Annotated in this window: 17 protein-coding genes; 8 read left to right on the plus strand and 9 right to left on the minus strand. The window is 69.1% G+C overall.

Features of this window, described 5'->3' with window-relative positions; genetic code table 11:
- The first annotated feature begins 26 nt into the window (after positions 1–26).
- Positions 27–401 carry a hypothetical protein gene (locus tag KDH83_RS12615; RefSeq protein WP_212316135.1) on the plus strand — a complete coding sequence of 125 codons (375 nt, stop codon included), beginning with the start codon at positions 27–29 and terminating at the stop codon, positions 399–401.
- Here KDH83_RS12615 and KDH83_RS12620 read toward each other — a convergent pair.
- Genes KDH83_RS12620 through KDH83_RS12630 form a run of 3 tightly spaced genes read right to left on the minus strand, consistent with a single transcriptional unit; the run spans position 398 to position 3,310 of the window.
- Positions 398–1,348 carry an alpha/beta hydrolase gene (locus KDH83_RS12620; protein ID WP_212316137.1) on the minus strand — a complete coding sequence of 317 codons (951 nt, stop codon included), beginning with the start codon at positions 1,346–1,348 and terminating at the stop codon, positions 398–400. The genes KDH83_RS12615 and KDH83_RS12620 overlap by 4 nt on opposite strands.
- Before the next feature lie 2 nt (positions 1,349–1,350).
- Positions 1,351–2,235 (minus strand): alpha/beta hydrolase, encoded by an 885-nt coding sequence (locus KDH83_RS12625; protein WP_212316139.1) that lies wholly within the window; start codon positions 2,233–2,235, stop codon positions 1,351–1,353.
- Between the two features lie 19 nt (positions 2,236–2,254).
- The gene (locus KDH83_RS12630) at positions 2,255–3,310 is read right to left on the minus strand and encodes a sugar phosphate isomerase/epimerase (RefSeq protein WP_212316142.1); all 1,056 of its coding nucleotides are present in this window, start codon (positions 3,308–3,310) and stop codon (positions 2,255–2,257) included.
- 162 nt (positions 3,311–3,472) lie between these two features.
- Between KDH83_RS12630 and KDH83_RS12635 the strand changes: the two genes are divergently transcribed.
- Positions 3,473–4,066 (plus strand): TetR/AcrR family transcriptional regulator, encoded by a 594-nt coding sequence (locus KDH83_RS12635; RefSeq protein ID WP_212316144.1) that lies wholly within the window; start codon positions 3,473–3,475, stop codon positions 4,064–4,066.
- Positions 4,067–4,175: 109 nt separating this feature from the next.
- Here KDH83_RS12635 and KDH83_RS12640 read toward each other — a convergent pair whose 3' ends face one another.
- On the minus strand, positions 4,176–4,418 hold the full coding sequence (locus KDH83_RS12640) for a hypothetical protein (RefSeq protein ID WP_212316146.1): 243 nt from the start codon (positions 4,416–4,418) through the stop codon (positions 4,176–4,178).
- Positions 4,419–4,688: 270 nt separating this feature from the next.
- Here KDH83_RS12640 and KDH83_RS12645 point away from each other — a divergent pair, with 270 nt between their 5' ends.
- Entirely contained in the window at positions 4,689–6,770 is a 2,082-nt protein-coding gene (locus KDH83_RS12645; protein ID WP_212316148.1) for an EAL domain-containing protein, read from the plus strand.
- Here the strand turns inward: KDH83_RS12645 and KDH83_RS12650 are convergent.
- Both KDH83_RS12650 and KDH83_RS12655 read right to left on the minus strand, forming a co-directional pair.
- Positions 6,763–7,656 carry a prohibitin family protein gene (locus tag KDH83_RS12650; RefSeq protein WP_212316151.1) on the minus strand — a complete coding sequence of 298 codons (894 nt, stop codon included), beginning with the start codon at positions 7,654–7,656 and terminating at the stop codon, positions 6,763–6,765. The two genes, KDH83_RS12645 and KDH83_RS12650, sit on opposite strands and share 8 nt — an antisense overlap.
- 277 nt (positions 7,657–7,933) lie before the next feature.
- A complete protein-coding gene (locus KDH83_RS12655) occupies positions 7,934–8,701 on the minus strand; it encodes an arylamine N-acetyltransferase (RefSeq protein WP_212316153.1) in 768 nt (255 codons plus the stop codon).
- A gap of 118 nt (positions 8,702–8,819) precedes the next feature.
- On the opposite strand from KDH83_RS12655, the gene KDH83_RS12660 reads away from it, so the two are divergent.
- The gene (locus tag KDH83_RS12660; protein ID WP_212316155.1) at positions 8,820–10,292 is read left to right on the plus strand and encodes a PLP-dependent aminotransferase family protein; all 1,473 of its coding nucleotides are present in this window, start codon (positions 8,820–8,822) and stop codon (positions 10,290–10,292) included.
- Here the strand turns inward: KDH83_RS12660 and KDH83_RS12665 are convergent.
- Positions 10,289–11,419 (minus strand): porin, encoded by a 1,131-nt coding sequence (locus KDH83_RS12665; protein WP_103276020.1) that lies wholly within the window; start codon positions 11,417–11,419, stop codon positions 10,289–10,291. The two genes, KDH83_RS12660 and KDH83_RS12665, sit on opposite strands and share 4 nt — an antisense overlap.
- 39 nt (positions 11,420–11,458) lie before the next feature.
- Positions 11,459–11,836 (minus strand): DUF4148 domain-containing protein, encoded by a 378-nt coding sequence (locus tag KDH83_RS12670; protein WP_212316157.1) that lies wholly within the window; start codon positions 11,834–11,836, stop codon positions 11,459–11,461.
- Positions 11,837–12,100: 264 nt separating this feature from the next.
- Between KDH83_RS12670 and KDH83_RS12675 the strand changes: the two genes are divergently transcribed.
- Genes KDH83_RS12675 through KDH83_RS12685 form a run of 3 tightly spaced genes read left to right on the plus strand, consistent with a single transcriptional unit; the run spans position 12,101 to position 16,136 of the window.
- Complete coding sequence (locus KDH83_RS12675; protein ID WP_212316159.1) at positions 12,101–13,642, plus strand: MFS transporter; 1,542 nt, start codon at positions 12,101–12,103, stop codon at positions 13,640–13,642.
- Between the two features lie 14 nt (positions 13,643–13,656).
- Complete coding sequence (locus tag KDH83_RS12680; RefSeq protein WP_212316161.1) at positions 13,657–14,712, plus strand: HlyD family secretion protein; 1,056 nt, start codon at positions 13,657–13,659, stop codon at positions 14,710–14,712.
- A complete protein-coding gene (locus KDH83_RS12685) occupies positions 14,709–16,136 on the plus strand; it encodes an efflux transporter outer membrane subunit (RefSeq protein WP_212316163.1) in 1,428 nt (475 codons plus the stop codon). Before KDH83_RS12680 ends, KDH83_RS12685 begins: the two co-directional genes overlap by 4 nt.
- Before the next feature lie 2 nt (positions 16,137–16,138).
- Here the strand turns inward: KDH83_RS12685 and KDH83_RS12690 are convergent, their stop codons facing one another.
- Positions 16,139–17,374: an MFS transporter gene (locus KDH83_RS12690; protein ID WP_212316165.1), complete on the minus strand. Its 1,236-nt coding sequence runs from the start codon at positions 17,372–17,374 to the stop codon at positions 16,139–16,141.
- Between the two features lie 161 nt (positions 17,375–17,535).
- On the opposite strand from KDH83_RS12690, the gene KDH83_RS12695 reads away from it, so the two are divergent.
- A partial coding sequence (locus tag KDH83_RS12695; RefSeq protein WP_212316167.1) for a cupin domain-containing protein occupies positions 17,536–17,991 on the plus strand: 456 nt, incomplete at its 3' end.

Below are 17,991 nucleotides of genomic sequence, written 5' to 3' on the forward strand. Positions count from 1 at the left end.
CTTCGCGAAGGATACGGATGAATAAGGTGTCAAGCATACTGCACGGCCACCCGCGCACTTATTTCCACGATCTGCTCGCTCCCGACGAACTGTCCGCCCTGCTGGAACGCGGCGACTCCTTCCATCTGGAACAAGTTGCCGATCCGGACGCCGTGGCGCTACGCATCCAGGAATACCTGCTGCGCCTGGGGCGCTCCAGCCGGGTGGAAGACCAACGCACATCGCTGATCGACGACCTTGCCAGCCTGCTGCCGTTCGGCCTGGGCATGCTGTTGCTGCTGCCCTTGCTGGGCAGGCAAGCCGACGCCATGCTGTCGCCGCGCACGGATGTGGTGATCGCCATCACCCGGCAGGCCCTGGCCGTGCGCTGCCGGCAGGCCACCGGCGACGCGTCCGCCTAGGCCGCTTGCGGCGCGGTTTCGAAGGCGGCGCGCAGCGCGCCGCCCGCCAGCTCGAACAGATGCCGCGCGGCCGGCGTCAAGCCCAGCATGTGGATGCATGCATGGACCATGCCCGGCAGGCGATGGTCGCGCGCATCGACGCCGGCCTCGCGCAGCCGGCGCGCATAGGCTTCGCCCTCGTCGCGCAGCGGGTCGTACTCGCATACCAGCACGGTCGCCGGCGGCAGGCCCGTCAGGTCCGACGCGCGCAGCGGCGACGCATAAGGCGAGGCGCCGTCCTGCTCGTTGAGCAGGTAGGTGAACCAGCAGTAGCGCATCGTCTCTTCCGTCAGGAAGAAGTTCTGCCCATAGGCGCGGTACGAATCAGTGCTGAAGGAATGGTCCAGCACGGGATAGCACAACAGCTGGTGCGCGATCCTGGGGCCGCCGCGGTCGCGCGCCATGATGGCGGCGGCCGCCGCCAGGTTGCCGCCGGCGCTGTCGCCGCCCACGGCGATGCGCGCAGGATCCACGCCCAGCATGCTGGCCTGCTCGCTGACCCAGCGCAGCGCGCAATAGAAGTCCTCGACCGGCACCGGAAACTTGTGTTCCGGCGCCAGCCGGTAGTCCACGGACAGCACCATGCAGCCGGTGGCATTGGCCAGCGCGCGGCAGGGGTTGTCATAGAGCTCCAGCGAGCACAGGAACCAGCCGCCGCCATGCGCATATACCAGCGCTGGCAACACGGCGCCGGGCGGCGTCCCCGCCGGCGTGTAGGCGCGCACGCGCAGGGGCGCGCCGTCGTGGCCCGGCGCCAGGTAGGTGCGCACGTCCGCCACGTCTTCCAGCGGGCCGTGCAGCGCGCCCAGGCTGGTCTCGGTGGCCGCGCGCATTTCCGCCAGGGACATGGGCGTGGCTGCCGAGGACAGCCGCGCCAGATAGGCATCGATCTTCGGATCCAGCGCCATGCTCAGCCCTCCCGCGACAGGAACGGCAACAGCTGCGCCAGGAACTCGTCCGGGCATTCTTCCGTGACGAAGTGGCCGCAGTCGGGAATGATGGCGCCGCGCACATCCACCGCGTTCTCGCGCATGGTGATCAGCGGCGCGTCGCGGGTGGCATGCTCCGCGCCGATGGCCAGCACCGGCATGGCCAGCTTGCGCCGGGCGCGCTCGACGTTCTGCCGCACCGTTTCCGGAATCGCCCGGTAGTACGAGAAGCCCGCGCGCAGTCCGCCCGGCGCCGCATAGGCGTCGATATAGACCTGCGCCGCCACCCGGTCGCGGCGGTGCGACCACTTGTCGAACATATAGGTCAGGTAGGCTTGCTCGCGGCCGGCGATCAGCGCTTCCGGCAGGTCAGGCAGCCGGTTGAACATGAAGTGCCACAGGAAAATGTTCTGGTCCGGCGGCGCGAAGATCGTGGGCTCGGGCGCCAGGCCCGGGATCACCGCCTCGGTCAGCGCCAGCCGCGAGACGGCGTCCGGGAAGTCGCTGGCCAGCGCATAGGCCACCCACATGCCGATATCGTGGCCCACGACCTGATAGCGCGCATGGCCCAGCTGCCGCATCAACTGATGCAGCGTGGCCGCCACGGCGCCCGTGTCATAGCCGGCGGCCGGACGGTCCGAATCGCCCGTGCCCGGCGGGTCCACGGCGATGGCCATGTAGCCCTGCCCCGCCAGCGCGCGCATGACGTGGCGCCAGGTGAACCACGTTTGCGGCCAGCCAGGCACCAGCAGCACCGGCGCGCCGTCGCCGGCGATGGCGCAATGCAGCCGCGCGCCGTTCACCATCACGTAGCGATGGGCGAACTCCGCGCCGGCGGAGGGGATGTCTTGATGGAAGTTCGTCATGGTCTGTGTTCCTGTCCGCTCAGGCGATGCCCAGCAGCGCGTTGATCTGGGCCTGGCTGATGGCGGCGCCGGCGAAATCGTCGAACACCTTGTCCGTGACCGGAATGATGTGTTGCTTGATGAAGGCCGCGCCTTCGCGTGCACCGGCCTCCTGGTCCTTCAGGCAGCATTCCCACTCCAGCGCGGCCCAGCCTCGATAGCCGTGCTGCGCGAGCTTGGAGAAGATGGACTTGAAATCCACCTGGCCGTCGCCCAGCGAGCGGAAGCGGCCGGCACGGTCGACCCAGGATTGATAGCCGCCATAGATGCCCTGGCGTCCGGTGGGATTGAACTCGGCATCCTTCACATGGAACATGCGGATGTGGTCCTTGTAGATGTCCAGGTAGTCCAGGTAGTTGAGCTGCTGCAGCACGAAATGGCTGGGATCGAACAGAATGCCGCAGCGCGCGTGCCCGGCCACGCGCTCGTGGAACATCTCGAAGGTGATGCCGTCGTGCAGGTCTTCGCTGGGATGGATTTCGAAGCACAGATTCACGTCCTGCTCGTCGCAGGCATCCAGCACCGGCAGCCAGCGCCGCGCCAGCTCGTCGAACGCGGTCTCGATCAACCCCTCCGGCCGCTGCGGGAACGGGAACAGGTAGGGCCAGGCGAAGGAGCCCGAGAACGTGCCCATCTCGGTCAGGCCCAGCCGGCGCGACGCGCGCGCCGCCAGCAACAGGTTGCGCCTGGCCCATTCGGTGCGCGCCGCCGGATTGCCGCGGACCTGCGCCGGCGCGAAGTTGTCGAACATCGCGTCGTAGGCCGGATGCACGGCCAGCAGCTGGCCGAAGATATGCGTGGTCAGTTCGCTGATGACCAGGCCGTGGCCGGCCAGCATGCCGGTGATCTCGTCGCAATAGTCCTGGCTGGACGCGGCCAGTTCCACGTCGAAAAAGCGCTGGTCCCAGGCCGGCACCTGCAGGGCCTTGAAACCCAGGCCCGCCGCCCATTCGGCGACGGCGGGCAGGCTGTTGAACGGCGCGTCGGCGCCGCTGAATTGCGCGAGATGGATGCTGGGGCCTTTGAGGGTTTGCATGATGAATCTGCCTTTGGCTCGCCGTCACCCGGCTCGCCCTAATTGTTTGTCGAACGACAAAGAATAGACGAAAATTGATCCGCGACGCAAGCGCGCCGAAATCGGCCATGCCGCCGGACGCGGCGGTACACTGCGTGGAATTTCAATCAGGACGAAAGCGCGATGGCAGGCAGACCCAGGGAATTCGACCGCGATCTCGCGCTGCAGCAGGCGATGCTCGCCTTCTGGCAGCACGGCTATGAAGGCACTTCCATGGCCGACCTGGTCGCGGCCACCGGGCTCGCGTCAGCGCGGCTGTACGCGGCGTTCGGATCCAAGGAAGACCTGTTCCGCGAAGCCGTGGCGCGCTATGAGGAAGGCGATGGCGCCTTTGCCGAAAAGGCGCTGCAGGCAGGCGACGTGCGCAGCGCGGTCGAGCACATGCTGCGCGATGCCGTGCTGACGTACACGCGGCGCGGCCGTCCCCAGGGTTGCATGGTGGTGTCCGCCGCGACCAACTACGCGGCGGCCAACGAGCCGGTGATGAGCTGGCTGGCAACGCATCGCAAGGCGCGCACGCAGTCCATCGTCGACCGCATCGCCGCCGCCGCGCAGGACGGCGAGCTCGCCCCCGGCACGGACATACAGGCCCTGGGCGATTACTACGCCGCCGTGTTGCACGGCCTGTCGGTGCAAGCGCGCGACGGCGTGGGCAAGGCCAGGCTGCTCGCCCTGATCGGACCCGCCCTCGCGCCGCTGGACGCCGTATTGCGCTAGCAGCAGTGTTGCCGCGCCGTCATGGCTGGGTGATCCAGCCCCGGCCTGGGCGTCATGCCCATCGGCGCGCCAACCGAGGGGCGCGACCTGCGCGCCCCTCGGCCCCGTCCTAGTCATCCATCGGCATGTGCGCCTGCGCGGTACGCAATTCCTGCAGGTGCCGCTCGGCCTCTTCCTTCTCGGCCCCCGGCGGCAGCGGCCGCCAGCCGACCATGTTCCCCGGCGTGCGGGTCGGCAGCCAGCCCAGCACGCTGTACAACGTCACGGCGACCAGCCCCGTGTCATACCGCGCTTCGTAGTATCCCTGTCGTTCCGGCGCGGTATCGCCTGACATCCAATTGCCTTGAGACATCCGTGTCTCCTCCCGCTTCAAGCCTATCGTGCCTGCGCCGCGGCCCGCGAGCCGCGGCGGGACATGGCCCGATGGTATAGCGCGGTCCAGGCCCCGCCACTGCAAGATGCGCCTGCTTTGCAATTCTTGACAGAGGGGAATCCCCTAGTGCCTACATTTTCGGGCCGGATTGCTAAAGCCCGACCGCAGGCGCTAGGATTCGACAAGGATTCTTACAAAGCGCGGGGAGGCTCTACCCCAAAGACCTTGGGCAATCTGGGCATACCAACAATGCTGAAAGCAATCCTCTCGCTCTACCAGAAAGATCGACTGGCCTTGCTCGCAAGCGCCAACGCCCTGCGCGCCATCCGCGAAGGGCTGCTGTGGACCCTGCCCTGCCTGCTGGTGTCGGCGCTGTTCCTGGTCCTGTCCGTGCTGGCGCGCCAGGCCGGCCTGCCCGAACCGGCCACCGAACTGCTGACCTCGGTCCACCTGAAGCTCACCGGCATCATGCCCATGCTGGTGGCCGCGGCCATCGGCTACATGCTGTCGATCCGGCATCGCGTGCCGCACCTGCCCACCGCCTTCCTGTGCCTGTCCTACGTGGCCGTGGCCGAAACGCTGCTGGCCGCCCATCCGCTGGCGGCCTCCACGCTGATCCTTTTCATGGCCATCATCTCGCCGCTGGCCGCGGTGCCGCTCTTGGCCTGGCTGCACCGGTTCCGCTGGACTCGGCTCGCGCCCGATGGCCTCACCGGCGAGAACGTGCGCGAGACGCTGAACATGGTCGTACCCGGCATCCTCACGGCGGCCGTGCTCATCGGCGCGCTGTCCGCCCTGCTCAGCATTCCGGGCGTGGCGCAGTTCAGCATTCCCGTCAGCCTGACCTCCTTGCAGAACCCCTATGCCACCGGCGCGCTGATCTCGGCGCTGAACTCCCTGCTCTGGTTCTTCGGCATACACGGCTATCATGCGCTGGCGCCGATCATGGACGTGCTGGACCAGGCCGCCTACCTGAACGCCGCCATCAACGCCGCCGGCTACGAAAGCGTGTACGCGCTGAACAGCAGCCTGATGGGCGCGTTCACCTTCATCGGCGGCGCCGGCGCGACGCTGTCCCTGGCCGTTTCCATCCTGTTGTTCTCGCGCACGGAATCGCTGCGCATGCTGGCCGTCGCCAGCATCCCGGCCTCGCTGCTGAACGTGAATGAGATCCTGCTGTTCGGCCTGCCTCTGATCCTCAACCCCCGGCTGCTGATCCCCTTCATGCTGGCGCCGGTCTGCAACACGCTGATCGCGCTGGCGGTGGTGCAGATGGACTGGCTGCCGCCCGCCGCCGTGACCTTGCCGCTGACCTCTCCCGTGCTGGTCAATGCCTACCTGAGCACCGGCGGCCACCTGGGCGGCATCGTGCTGCAACTGGGACTGCTGGCGCTGGGCGTATGCCTGTACACGCCCTTCGTGCTGGCGCTGGAGCGCCGGCAGCTGGCCGACGCCACCGTGTATTTCAAATCGCTGGACACCACCTTCCCGCGCCTGCAGGACGAATCGCTGCTCTACGTGCATGATCCGCTGATCAACACCTACGCGGACCGCGCGCGCCGCAGCGCCGAGATCACCCGCATCCGCGCCATCAGCGAATATGACTTCTATCTGGAATACCAGCCCCAGGTCTCGCTGCGCAGCGGACGCTGCACCGGCTGCGAAGCGCTGTTGCGCGCCACCGGCCCCGAAGGCCGGCAACAGGCGCCGCTGGAGTTCCTGCGCGGCCTGGCCCAGGCCGGCCTGATGCGCGACGTCGACCTCTGGGTGGCCCGGCAGGCGGTGGTGCAGTGCCAGAGCTGGCGCGCGCAAGGCTTCGCGCTGCCCATGACGATCAACGTCACCAGCGGCACGCTGACGTCCGCCATCCATCTGGAAAAGCTGATCGGCGTCCTGGCGCAGGCCGACGGGCAGGTATCGGTGGAATTGACCGAGGATGCGCTGGTCGAGGATGCCGCGGCGCTGCATGTCGCCTTCGATCGCCTGCGCGACATCGGCGCGCGCATCTACATCGACGATTTCGGCACCGGCTACTCGGCCCTCAGCTACCTGCACCAGTTCCGCATCGACGCGGTCAAGATCGACCGCAGCTTCGTGCAGGCGCAGAGCAGCGAGCGCGGCGCGCTGGTCATGAGCGGCCTGCTGCGATTCTGCGAGGCGCTGAACCTGCAGATCGTGGTGGAGGGCGTGGAGACTGACAAGGAAATTTCGGCGCTCGAATCGAGCGCCGAGATCATCGTGCAGGGCTGGTACTTCAGCAAGGCGCTGCCCGGCCCCGGGCTGATGGACTACGCGCGGCGGCGCGAGACCGCCGACAGCGCGCTTACTTGATGCCGATGAAGGGCAGCGCCGCGCCCGGCACCTGCGTGGTGGGCAGCACGCCATCCCATTTCTCGACGGCGTTCAGGCTGACCAGATTGGTGTTGGCGGCCAGGGCCTCGGCCTTGGCGCGGATCGCCGCGGCCTCGGCCTCGCCGCGCAGGCGGATGCCGTCGGCCTCGGCGGTGAATTGCTGGCGCCGCGCGTCGGCCTCGGCCTTGGCCTTGACCACCTGGATCTCGGCGTTGATGACGGCCGTTTCCTTCTGCTGGCGCGTGGTTTCGATCTGCACCTGGGCCAGCATGCGCTGCTCGATCGAATGCTCGTAGGCCTTCGAGAAGCCGACTTCCTCGATCTGCACGCCCACCACCTGCACCGGCGCGCCGTCCATGGCTTCCACCACGGCGGTGTTCACGTCCAGGCCCAGCTTCTGGCGTTCCTGGATGGCGCGCACGGCGGTGAAGCGGCCGAACACGTTCTTGACCGCGTCGGGCGTCTTGCGCTCCAGCACGCGTCCCTGCAGATTGTTGATGGTGCCGTACTCGGAATAGAGTTCCGCCACGCGCTCGGCAGGCACGCGGTACGTGACCGACACGCGCAGCGTCGCGGGCTGCTGGTCGTAGCTGTAGGCTTCCAGGTTCTCGAACACGAAGGTATGGTCGCGCACCGACACCACCGACACGTTGTCGATGAAGGGCGTCTTGAAATCCAGGCCGGGCTCGGCCACGCGCACCAGCTTGCCGTTGCGCAGCACCACGCCGCGCTCGCCCTGGTCCACCTGGAACCATGAGCCGAAGGCCAGGAACAGGATCAGCACGAACAACAGTCCGGTGCCGATGGCCACTGCCAGGCTGCGCGGCTTGGCCGCCTTGACGATCTGCAGATCCGCAGGCTTCATTTCAATCCCTCTCTTTCTTGGAACGTTTGCGGTCGGAAAGGACCGCGGCGATGCCCCGCGCGAGCAGGTAGGCGACTACGGCGGCCCCTACCAGGATCAGGAAATACCTCATCGTGCGTCCTCCCGGAAAAAAGCAAGGCATTCTAGCCTGCTCATCCGCCAAAGCGGGCCGGAACGTTGCAAGGACACGGATTGTCGCCATTTTTACGAGTAATCCGAGACGAGCTGTGGCAGGGTCTCGCGCCGGCCACCGGCTTCGTCCGCGCGACTCCAGCCATCACACCGGCGCCAGGCCGAAGCGCTCGCGCAGCGCCTGCGCCACGGCGCCGTCGTCCAGCTCGGACTCGACCGTGCCGGTCTCGTCGACCAGCTTGAGGGTGTTGCCGACCAGGATCGCGCGGCCACGCTCACTGTGCAGCACCACCACGCGCTTCTGCACGAAGATCGCGTCGGGATGGTTCGAATTCAGATAGTTCGCGGGCGCGAAATCGATCCACTCCTGCGGCGACAGGTCGAAACCGTACTGGTTCTGCCAGCCGCCATCGCGCCAGGCCTTGAGCACGTAGACCCCGTCCGCCTCGCGGCTCAGCATGAAGCGATCCATGTCCTGGCGGATGTCGGTGTCCAGCACCGCCAGGCTCATGGGCGCGCGGATGCCGTAGCTGCCGAAGCCCAGATCGCACAGCCAGTCCTGGCCGTCCAGCCGCAGCACCAGCGCCATGTGGGTGCGGGGACGACGCGCGGGATAGAACATCGGCCGGGCCGCCACATAGCGGTACGGCACGCCCAGCGCCTGCATGGCCATGCAGAACAGGCCGTTGACCTCGTAGCAGTAGCCGCCCCTGCCGCGCGCCAGGATCTTGTCGGCGATGTCCTCCGGCGCCAGCGACACGCCCAGCCCGGCTTGCACGTCCAGGTTCTCGAACGGCACGGTGTACAGCTGGCGCCGCATCAGTTCGGACACCGTGGCAAGGTCGGCGCGGGCCGGCCCGGCGTAGCCGATGCGGTCGAAGTAGCGGGCCAGGGAAAAATTGTCTGCGTGCATGGCGGCGGAGTTCCTGCAAAGGGTTGCGTGAACGGCATGATGCGCCGTTGCCATGCGCCTGGGCGCGACAGTCCGCGCTTGGGCTATGCTGCACAGATTCTCCATTCCTGGATCTGTCATGCAGCACAGTTATGCCGTACTGGCCGACCATATCAAGGCCGCCATCCGCGCCCAAGAGTATCGCGTGGGCGACCGCCTGCCCTCCGTGCGCGAACTGGCCGCCGCGCAAGGCGTCAGCGTCTCCACCGCCACGCGCTGCTACCGGCTGCTTGAACACGAGGGCTATGCGCAGGCGCGCTACAAGTCCGGCATGTACGTCGCGGACTGGAAGGCGCTGCGACAGGCGCGCGCCACGCCCGAGGCCGCGCCGCCGCCCGCGCCCGCCGGCGTCGAGTACGACATGCTGGCCTCGCTGCAGCACCGCATGACCCAGCTCTACGCGCTGACGGCCCAGCCGCTGCCGCTGGCCCTGCACCTGGCCAGCGCCGCGCCCGAGTGGTATCCCTGCGAGACCCTGGCGCGCATCGCGCAGCGCCTGCTGCGCGTGGATCCGCGGCTGCTGGGCGCCTATCCGTCCGGCACAGGCCTGCCCGCGTTCAAGCATGAAGTGCTGCGCCATCTGGCAGCCTGCGGCATCGACGCGGATCCGCGAGACCTGCTCGTCACCAACGGCGCCACCGAGGCCATGCAGATCGCGCTGCGGGCCGTGGCCCGGCCCGGCGATACCGTCATCGTCGAATCGCCCGTGTACTTCGGCCTGCTCCAGACCATCGAACACCTGGGCCTGCGCGCGCTGGAGGTTCCCTGCGTGCCCGGCCAGGGGATGAGCCTGGAAGCCCTGGAATATGCGCTGGAACATCACGGCGGCGTGCGCGCCGTGGTGGCCATGCCGTCGTTCCAGAATCCGCTGGGCGCCTGCATGCCCGAGGCGGCCAAGCGCCGCCTGCTGAAGATCGTGCAGCGCCACGGCATCGCCTTGATCGAGGACGACGTCTTCGGCGACCTGGGCAGCGCGGCGGAACGACCGCCGGCCGTGAAGGCCTGGGACCGCGACGGCCAGGTCATCTATTGCGGATCGTGCAGCAAGAGCATGGCGCCGGGCTTTCGCCTGGGCTGGGTGCTGGGCGGACGCCACCAGCGCCAGCTGGAATCCCTGAAGATCGGCAGCTCGCTGGCCGCGCCGCTGCTGGAACAACAGGTGTTGGCCGACTACATGAAGTCGGGCCGCCTGCCGGCGCACCTGCGCCGGCTGCGGACGCAGCTGGCGCAGGCCGCCGCCTCGGCGCGCGCCTGCGCGCAGCGGCATTTTCCCCAGGGCGCGCGGGTGCTGGGTCCCGAAGGCGGCTGGTGGCTGTGGCTGGAACTGCCCGAGCCGGCCGACACCCTGGCGCTGCTGCGCGATGCGGTGTCGCAAGGCATCGCCTACACGCCCGGCGCCCTGTTCTCGGCCGCGGGCAAGCACGGTCATTGCCTGCGCCTGAACGTCGCGCGGCCCTGGTCCGCCGAGATGGCGGCAGGGCTGGAACGGCTGGGCCAGGCCGCGCGGCTGGCGGCGACCCGAAACCAGGCCGCCCCCGCGCGTCGCGCCTAGAAGCGATGCCGGATACCCATGGCCACGGCGGTGTCCGTCACGTCGCGACGGAACGAGAAATTGTCCGCGTAGGCGACATAGGCGTACAGGTTGGTGCGCTTGGTGAAGTCATAGGTATAGGCGGCGCTGTACACCTGCGTGTTCGCATCGTCGCCCGTCAGGGCGCTGCCGTTGGGGCGGGCCATCTGCCATGACACCATCAGCTTGCTCTTGCCCAGCGGCACGGTCGCGTTGACCGTATACGAATCAGCGCGAAAGCCGTGGGCCAGCTTGAACGTATCGGCGTTGCGGTAGCCCTTGGTGTCGGGCGACACGCCCATCGTCGCGCCTTGCAGCCAGCCGCCGCGGGTCTGTCCGATGGCAGCGCCCAGCTTCACGACCTCGAAATCGTAGGCACCGCCGATGATGGTTTCCTGGATGCGCGTGGGCGATTTCCCGCCTTCCGCGGCATTGGTCGGATTGAAGCGATCATAGGTGGCGACCAGCGCGAGCGGGCCGTTGGCGTAGCGCAGGCCGGTGGTCAGCGCGCGGTTGTTGTCGCCGGTGGCGAAGCCCGTCTTCTGGCCCGTGGCCGGCGCGCGGGTGTCGTCGGCGTTGAACGAATAGCCCACGCCAAACTGGAAGCCCGACCAATCTGGCGATTGGTACAGCACCAGGTTGTCATAGCGCAGGGTGTTCGTCGCGCTGAACGTGGTGCCCATGTTGGCCAGGTTGAACGAGCCGCTGAACGGATCGATCGGACCGCTGAAGTACTTGGACGCCAGGTTGGCCTGGCGGCCGAATTCGAGTTGTCCCCAGCTGTCGTCCGCCAGGCCCACGGTGGCCTGGCGCCCGAACAGGCGGCCGCTCTGGCCGGACTTGCCGTTCAGGGGCGTGATGCCGCCTTCCAGGGTGAAGATCGCGCGCAGGCCATCGCCCAGGTCCTCGGCGCCACGCAGGCCGAAACGCGAGCCGCTGTTCACGCCCTGCACGGTGCCGATGCGATTCTGCTTGAAGCCAGGCGCGCGCACGCGCTCATAGCCCAGGCCCATGTCGAGCAAGCCGTACAGCGTGACGCTCGTGTCGGCGGCCAACGCGGATCCGGCCAGGCCCGCCCCGATGGCGGCGAAAGCGATTTTCTTCATCATGGTGTGTGTATGCCTATGGAAGTCTGGCGGTGAAAACCATCAATGGCCGGTGGGCGGATAGTCGAGTTCGCCCGACTTCATCAGGCCCTGGGCGCGGGCCTGGCGCATTTCGGCGATGACCTGTTCGCGGGTCTTGCCGGTGGCTTCCTGGGCGACGGGCGGATAGTCCAGTTCGCCGCGCGTGATCTGGCCGGCGGCGCGGGCTGCGTCGCGCTCTTCCAGCACCTGCTGGCGCGTCTTGACGGCGTTGTCGGGCACGTCGACGGGATATTGCTGTTCGCCATAGGTGACCAGTCCGGCGGCCTTGGCTTCCATCAGCTCGGCGCGCACTTGCTCGCGGGTCTTGCCCTCGGCGTGGGCGGCGCCGGCGACGAAGGCCAGGCATAGGGTCAGGGCGGAGAGTCTTAGGGTTTGCATGGAAATCCTCTGCGTTGGTTTGCGTGCCGCCATATTGGCGCGAGGCCGCCGGCCGATAAATCCCGCCACGCGCAAGCCAGGATTGCACGCGACGCAACTGCCGCCCGGCGCATGGCGCGAATCCGCCCACACTTGCACGGCGCGCAAGCCAGGGCTGCGCCGCGACCGGTTTTTCCGAAACGCGAGCCTGCCTAGACTTGGGGCTGTTTTCTGCAAGTACGCGATACCCATGCCTTCATTCCCTACCCCTGGCGCGAGGCAAGCATGCCCGCCGCGACCGCTCCCTTCCCGCCCCAAGCGCCTGCGGCCGCCGCTCCCCCGGCCGCCGCATTCGGCGCGCGCATCCTGACCGGCCTGATCGGCGTGCTGCTGGCCGTGATCCTGGCCGGCCTGAACGAGAACGTCACCAAGATGGCGCTGGCCGACATCCGCGGCGCCCTTGGCATCGGCTATGACCAGGGCACCTGGTTCGTCGCCGTCTACGCGGCCGCCTCGGTCTGCGCCATGGCGTTCGCTCCGTGGTGCTCGGTGACGTTCTCGCTGCGTCGCTTCACCACCGCGATGCTGGTGGCCTTCGCCGTCTTCGGCGCGCTCAGCCCGCTCGCGCGCGACTATCCGACCCTGCTCGCATTGCGCACGCTGCAAGGCCTGGCCGGCGGCGCCCTGCCGCCCATGCTGATGACGGTGGCGCTGCGCTTCCTGCCCGCCAACATCAAGCTCTATGGCCTGGGCGGCTATGCCCTGACCGCCACCTTCGCGCCCAGCCTGGGCATTCCGCTGGCCGCGTTCTGCACCGAGACGCTGGGCTGGCGCTGGACCTTCTGGCTGGTGATTCCGCCCGCCGCCGTGGCGGCTGTCATGGTCTGGCGCGGCCTGCCGCAGGACCCGCTCAAGCTGGAGCGCTTCCGCGTGTTCGACTGGCGCGGCCTGCTGCTGGGCGCGCCCGCGCTGGCCATGCTGGTCATCGGCCTGCTGCAGGGCGAGCGCCTGGACTGGCTCAACTCGCCGCTGATCCGCGTGCTGCTGGGCGGCGGCGGCGCGCTGATGGCCCTGTTCCTGCTGAACGAGTGGTTCCACCCGCTGCCGTTCTTCAAGATCCAGCTGCTGCGCAACCGCAACCTCAGCCACGCGCTGCTCACGCTGGGCGGCGTGCTGGTGGTGCTGCTGGGCGTGATCCTGATCCCTTCGAGCTTCCTGGCGCAACTGCGCGGCTACCGGCCGCTGGAAACCGCGCCGGTGCTGCTGGCCATGGGCCTGCCCCAGCTGATCGCGCTGCCACTGGTGGCCGCGCTGTGCAACCTGCGCCGGGTCGACTGCCGCTGGGTGCTGGCCGCCGGCCTGGGCCTGCTGGCGCTGTCATGCGCGCTGGGCTCGCAGCTGACGCCGGCCTGGTCGCGCGAGCAGTTCTACGCGCTGGAGGCCGTGCAGATCTTCGCCCAGCCCATGGCGGTCATTCCGCTGCTGATGCTGGCCACCGGCGGCCTGGCGCCGCAGGACGGGCCGTTCGCCTCGGCCTGGTTCAACACCATCAAGGGTTTCGCCGCGGTGGCGGCCACCGGCCTGCTGGACGTGCTGACGACCTGGCGCCGCCATCATCACAGCCACATGCTGGCCGACCAGCTCGGCAGCTTTCCGCTGAGCGCGGATGGAGAAAGCGCGGCCACGCTGGCGCGCCGCGTGCAGGAGCAGGCCACGGCGCTCACGTCCGCCGACCTGTACCTGTGCATGGCCGCCGTGGCCCTGCTGCTCATCCTGCTCATCCCCTTCGTCGCGACGCGCATCTATCCTCCGCGCGCGGCGGCCTGATCATCGAGAACATCATGACTTATTCCACAATCCGTCCTCATCTTCCCCGCGCCGCGCTGGCCGGCGCGCTCGGCCTGCTTGCCTACACCGGCTGGGCCTGGTCGGGCACGTCGCCAACCGAATCCACCGACGACGCCGCCGTCGTCGCCGACCACACCGTGGTCGCGCCCCAGGTATCCGGCTTCATCCAGGAAGTGCTGGCGGAAGACAACCAGAGCGTCGCCGCCGGCCAGCTGCTGGCCCGCATCGACGACCGCGAATACGTGGCCGCCCTGGCCGCGGCCCGCGCCGACCTGGCCGTGGCCTCGGCCCAGCTCGTCAACGCCAACGCCACGCTGGAACGCCATCAGGCGGTGATCAGCCAGGCGCTGGCGGTCACGCGGGCCGACGCCGCCGACCTGCGCTTCGCCGAGAGCGAAGTCCAGCGCCACCGCAACCTGGCGAGCGAGGGCGCCGGCACGCGCCAGGCCTATGAGCAGGCCCGCAGCCGCCTGGACATGACCCAGGCGCGCCAGGCCGAGCACCAGGCCACCCTCCAGGCCACGCGCAAGCAGCAGGACGTGCTGGCCGCGCAGCACGAGGCAGCCCGGGCCGGCGTGCTGCGCGCGCAGGCGCTGGTCGACCGCGCCGAACTCAACCTGTCCCACACCCGCATCATTTCGCCTGTCGACGGCGTGGTCGGACGCCGCGCGCTGCGCGTGGGTGCCTACGTCGCCCCCGGCACGCCCATCCTGGCCGTGGTGCCGCTGCAGCAGGCCTACGTGGTGGCGAACTTCCGCGAAAAGCAACTGACCCACATGCGACCCGGCCAGCCCGCGACCGTCACCGTGGATGCCTATCCCGACCTGAGGCTGCGCGGCACCGTGCAGAGCATCGCGCCCGCCACCGGCCTGAGCCTGTCGCCGGTCGCGCCCAGCAACGCCACGGGCAACTTCACCAAGATCGCGCAGCGCCTGCCGGTCAAGATCGTGCTCGACGCCACGCCGGCCGGCGCGCCGCCGCTGCGCGCGGGCATGTCGGTCGAGGCCGTGGTCGAGACCATGCCCCTGCTCGCGGAGGCCACGAAATGAGCCTGTTGAAAATACCGCGCCTGGTCCTGACCTCGGCGCTGTTGAGCCTGGGCGGCTGCGCCGTGGGACCGGACTTCCAGGCGCCTCAGGCGCAACTGCCGACGCAATGGCGCGATGCCGGCGCGGGCGGCCCGGCCAGCGCGCCGGTGGCCCAGCCTGTCAACGACGCCTGGTGGGACAGCTTCGGCGACCCTGAACTCAGCGCCCTGGTGGCCGAGGCCAGCGCCGCCAATCCCGACATCCTGATCGCCTACGAGCGGCTGCGGCAAAGCCGCGCGGCGCTGCGCGTGAGCGAGGCCGACGGCTTGCCCAAGCTGGGCGCGAACGCCTCCTATCGGCGCGGCCAGAACAGCGAGGCCGGGCTGTCCGATCCGTCCGGACGCGGCGGCAAGTCCTCGTTCAACCTGTGGCAGACCGGCGTCGATGCCAGCTGGGAACTGGACCTGTGGGGCCGCGTGCGGCGCGAGGTCGAACAGGCCGGCGCGCTGTCGCAGGCCGCGCTGGAAGCGCAGCGCGGCGTCATGCTGTCGGTGCGCGCGGAAACCGCCAGCCACTACATCCGGCTGCGCGGCGCCCAGAACCAGCTGGCGGTGCTGCGCCAGACGCTGGACAACGCCAATCGCAATCTCGCGCTCACGCGGCTGCGGCAGCGCGAAGGCGTGGCGACCGAGCTGGATGTGTCCCAGGCGGATGCCCAGGCCGCCGCCATCGAGGCGGCCGTGCCGCCGCTGGCGCTGCGCGTGGACCAGCTGATGAACGCCCTGGCGCTGTTGCTGGACCAGCCGCCGCACGCGCTGCACGCGCGGCTGGAAACGCTGGCGCCCATCCCGGGCGGTCCGGTGCGGGTGCCGGTGGGCCTGCCCAGCGAGCTGGCCGAGCGGCGTCCCGACATCCGCCAGGCGCAGGCGCGCCTGCATGCCGCGGTGGCCGCGATTGGCGTGGCCGAGGGCGATTTCTATCCGCGCATCACCCTGTCGGGCAACATCGGGCTGCAGGCGCTGCAACTGGGCAAGCTGGACACCGACCGCGCCGGCATCTTCGGCGTGGGCCCGGCGCTGCAGATCCCCCTCTTCGAGGGCGGCAGGCTGCGCGGCCGGCTGCGGCTGCGCGAAGCGCAGGCCCAAGAGGCGGCGCTGGCATTCCAGAAAACCGTGCTCGGCGCCTGGCACGATGTCGACAACGCCATGACGGCCTATCGTAGCCAGCAGCAGGCGCGGACCAGCCTGGAACGCGCGTCGGCCAGCGCGCGCCAGGCGCTGCTGCATGCCCAGCGCCGTTATGCCGAGGGCGCGTCGGACTTCGTCAATGTGCTCAGCGCGCAGAACGCGGTGCTGGCGAACGACCAGTCACGCGTGGCCACCGAGGCGGCGGTATCGCTGGCGCTGGTGGACCTGTATCGGGCGCTGGGCGGCGGCTGGCAATAGGCTCAGCGCGATGCCCGCGCCGGCGCCGCATGCGCGCCGGCCGAGAACGATCCGATCTGGATGGCGCGGCCGGCGTACAGTCCGGCGGCGGCCATCGCCGCGCAAGCCGCCGCGCACAGCGCCAGCGCCGCGCTCCAGCCACCCAGCGCGTCATGTAGCGCGCCGATCAGCAGCGGCCCCGAGGCGGCCAGCAGATAGCCCACGAACTGCGCCATGCCCGACAGCGACGCCGCCTGCTGCGCATGGCGCGCACGCAACCCGACGAAGGCCAGTCCCAGGATGATGCCCGCGCCCATGCCCAGGCCCATCAGCACAATCCACAGGCTGGCCCAGCCCGGCGCGACGATCAGGCCGATCATCGCCACGCAGGACGCGCCCGCCGCGCCGGCCGCCACGGCGCGCTGGTCCTTCATCCTGCGCACGGCCGGCGCCAGGAACAGCGCCGGCCCCGCCGACATCAGCTGCAGCAGGCCATGCAGCGAGCCGGCCTGCTCCGCCGTGTAGCCGGCATCCTGCAGGATCGCCGGCAGCCAGCTCACCATCACATAGAACACGAAGGAATTGATGCCCAGGAACAGCGTCACCTGCCAGGCCAGCGCGCTGCCCCACAGCCGCTCGCCGTGCGGCGCGTGCGCCGTGACGGACGCGGGCCGGGTGCGGCGGGACAACTGCGGCAGCCACAGCAATGCGCCCAGCGCCGGCACCGCCAGCAGGCACAGCGCCGAAAAGCGCCACGTCGCGTCGGACAGCGCGGCCAGCGGAATCGCCACGGCCGAGGCCGCGCCCGCGATCACGCTCATGGTCAGCACATAGGCCGAGGTCAGCCCGGCCACGCGCCGCGGAAAATCGCGCTTGACCAGGCTGGGCAGCAGCACATTGCCCAGCGCGATGCCCGCGCCGATGACGACGGTGCCGGCGTAGAGCGCGGCCTCGGATCCGAGCGAACGGCCGACGATGCCGGCGGCGATCAGCAGCAGCGCGCCGAACAGCGTGCGCTCCAGACCGTAGCGGCGCGCCAGGCCGGCGGCGGCCAGCGAGCCAGCGGCGAAGGCCAGCAGGGGCAAGGTGATCAGCATGCCGGCGGCGGTGGAGCTGAGCCCCAGCTGCGCGCGGATCATGCCGATCAACGGCGCCACGCCGGTCACGGGTGCGCGCAGCGCCATGGCGATGCAGAGAATGCCGGCGACCAGCAGCACGGGACGGCTGAGGACGCGGGCGTCGGAAGAGGAAACGGACATCGGACACCTGGAAGTTGCGGCGGGCGCCGGCGATTGGCCGGCGGACCCGGAATCCACAGCTTAGCCACGCGGCCGCTTGCTGAATTTCGAGACAATGACAAAATATACACAAATCCGGCCAAACCCGTCCGCAGCCTTCTTCCGCCAGCCGCTTGCACGCCATGTACCCGCCCGTCTCCGATCCTTCAGGCCTGGACGCCGACCGGCCCGGCCAATGGACCTACGCCATGCGCGTGGACACCGCCGCCCGGGCCCACGAATCGCCCACGCACCAGCACCGCATGAGCCAGCTGGTGCTGTGCCTGGAAGGCGGCGTGACCTGCACGGTGCCGCAGGGCATCTGGATGGTGCCGCCGCGCTGCGCCGTCTGGATCCCCGGCGGCGTGCCACATTGCAATCACGTCACGCGCAACGGCCAGGTCAATTTCCTGTTCGTGCCCGCCGAGGCGCCCGGCATGCCGGCCACCTGCCAGACGCTGGGCGTGACGCCGCTGGTGCGCGAAATGGTGGTCCATCTGGCGGCGCTGTCGGCCGAGGACAGCGCGGCGCCCGGCAACCGCCGGCTGGCCGATGTGCTGGTCGAACAGCTGGCGCGGCTGGAGCCGGAACCGCTGCAC

This window comes from Achromobacter sp. Marseille-Q0513 (assembly GCF_018195695.1).
Taxonomy (GTDB): Bacteria; Pseudomonadota; Gammaproteobacteria; order Burkholderiales; family Burkholderiaceae_B; genus Achromobacter.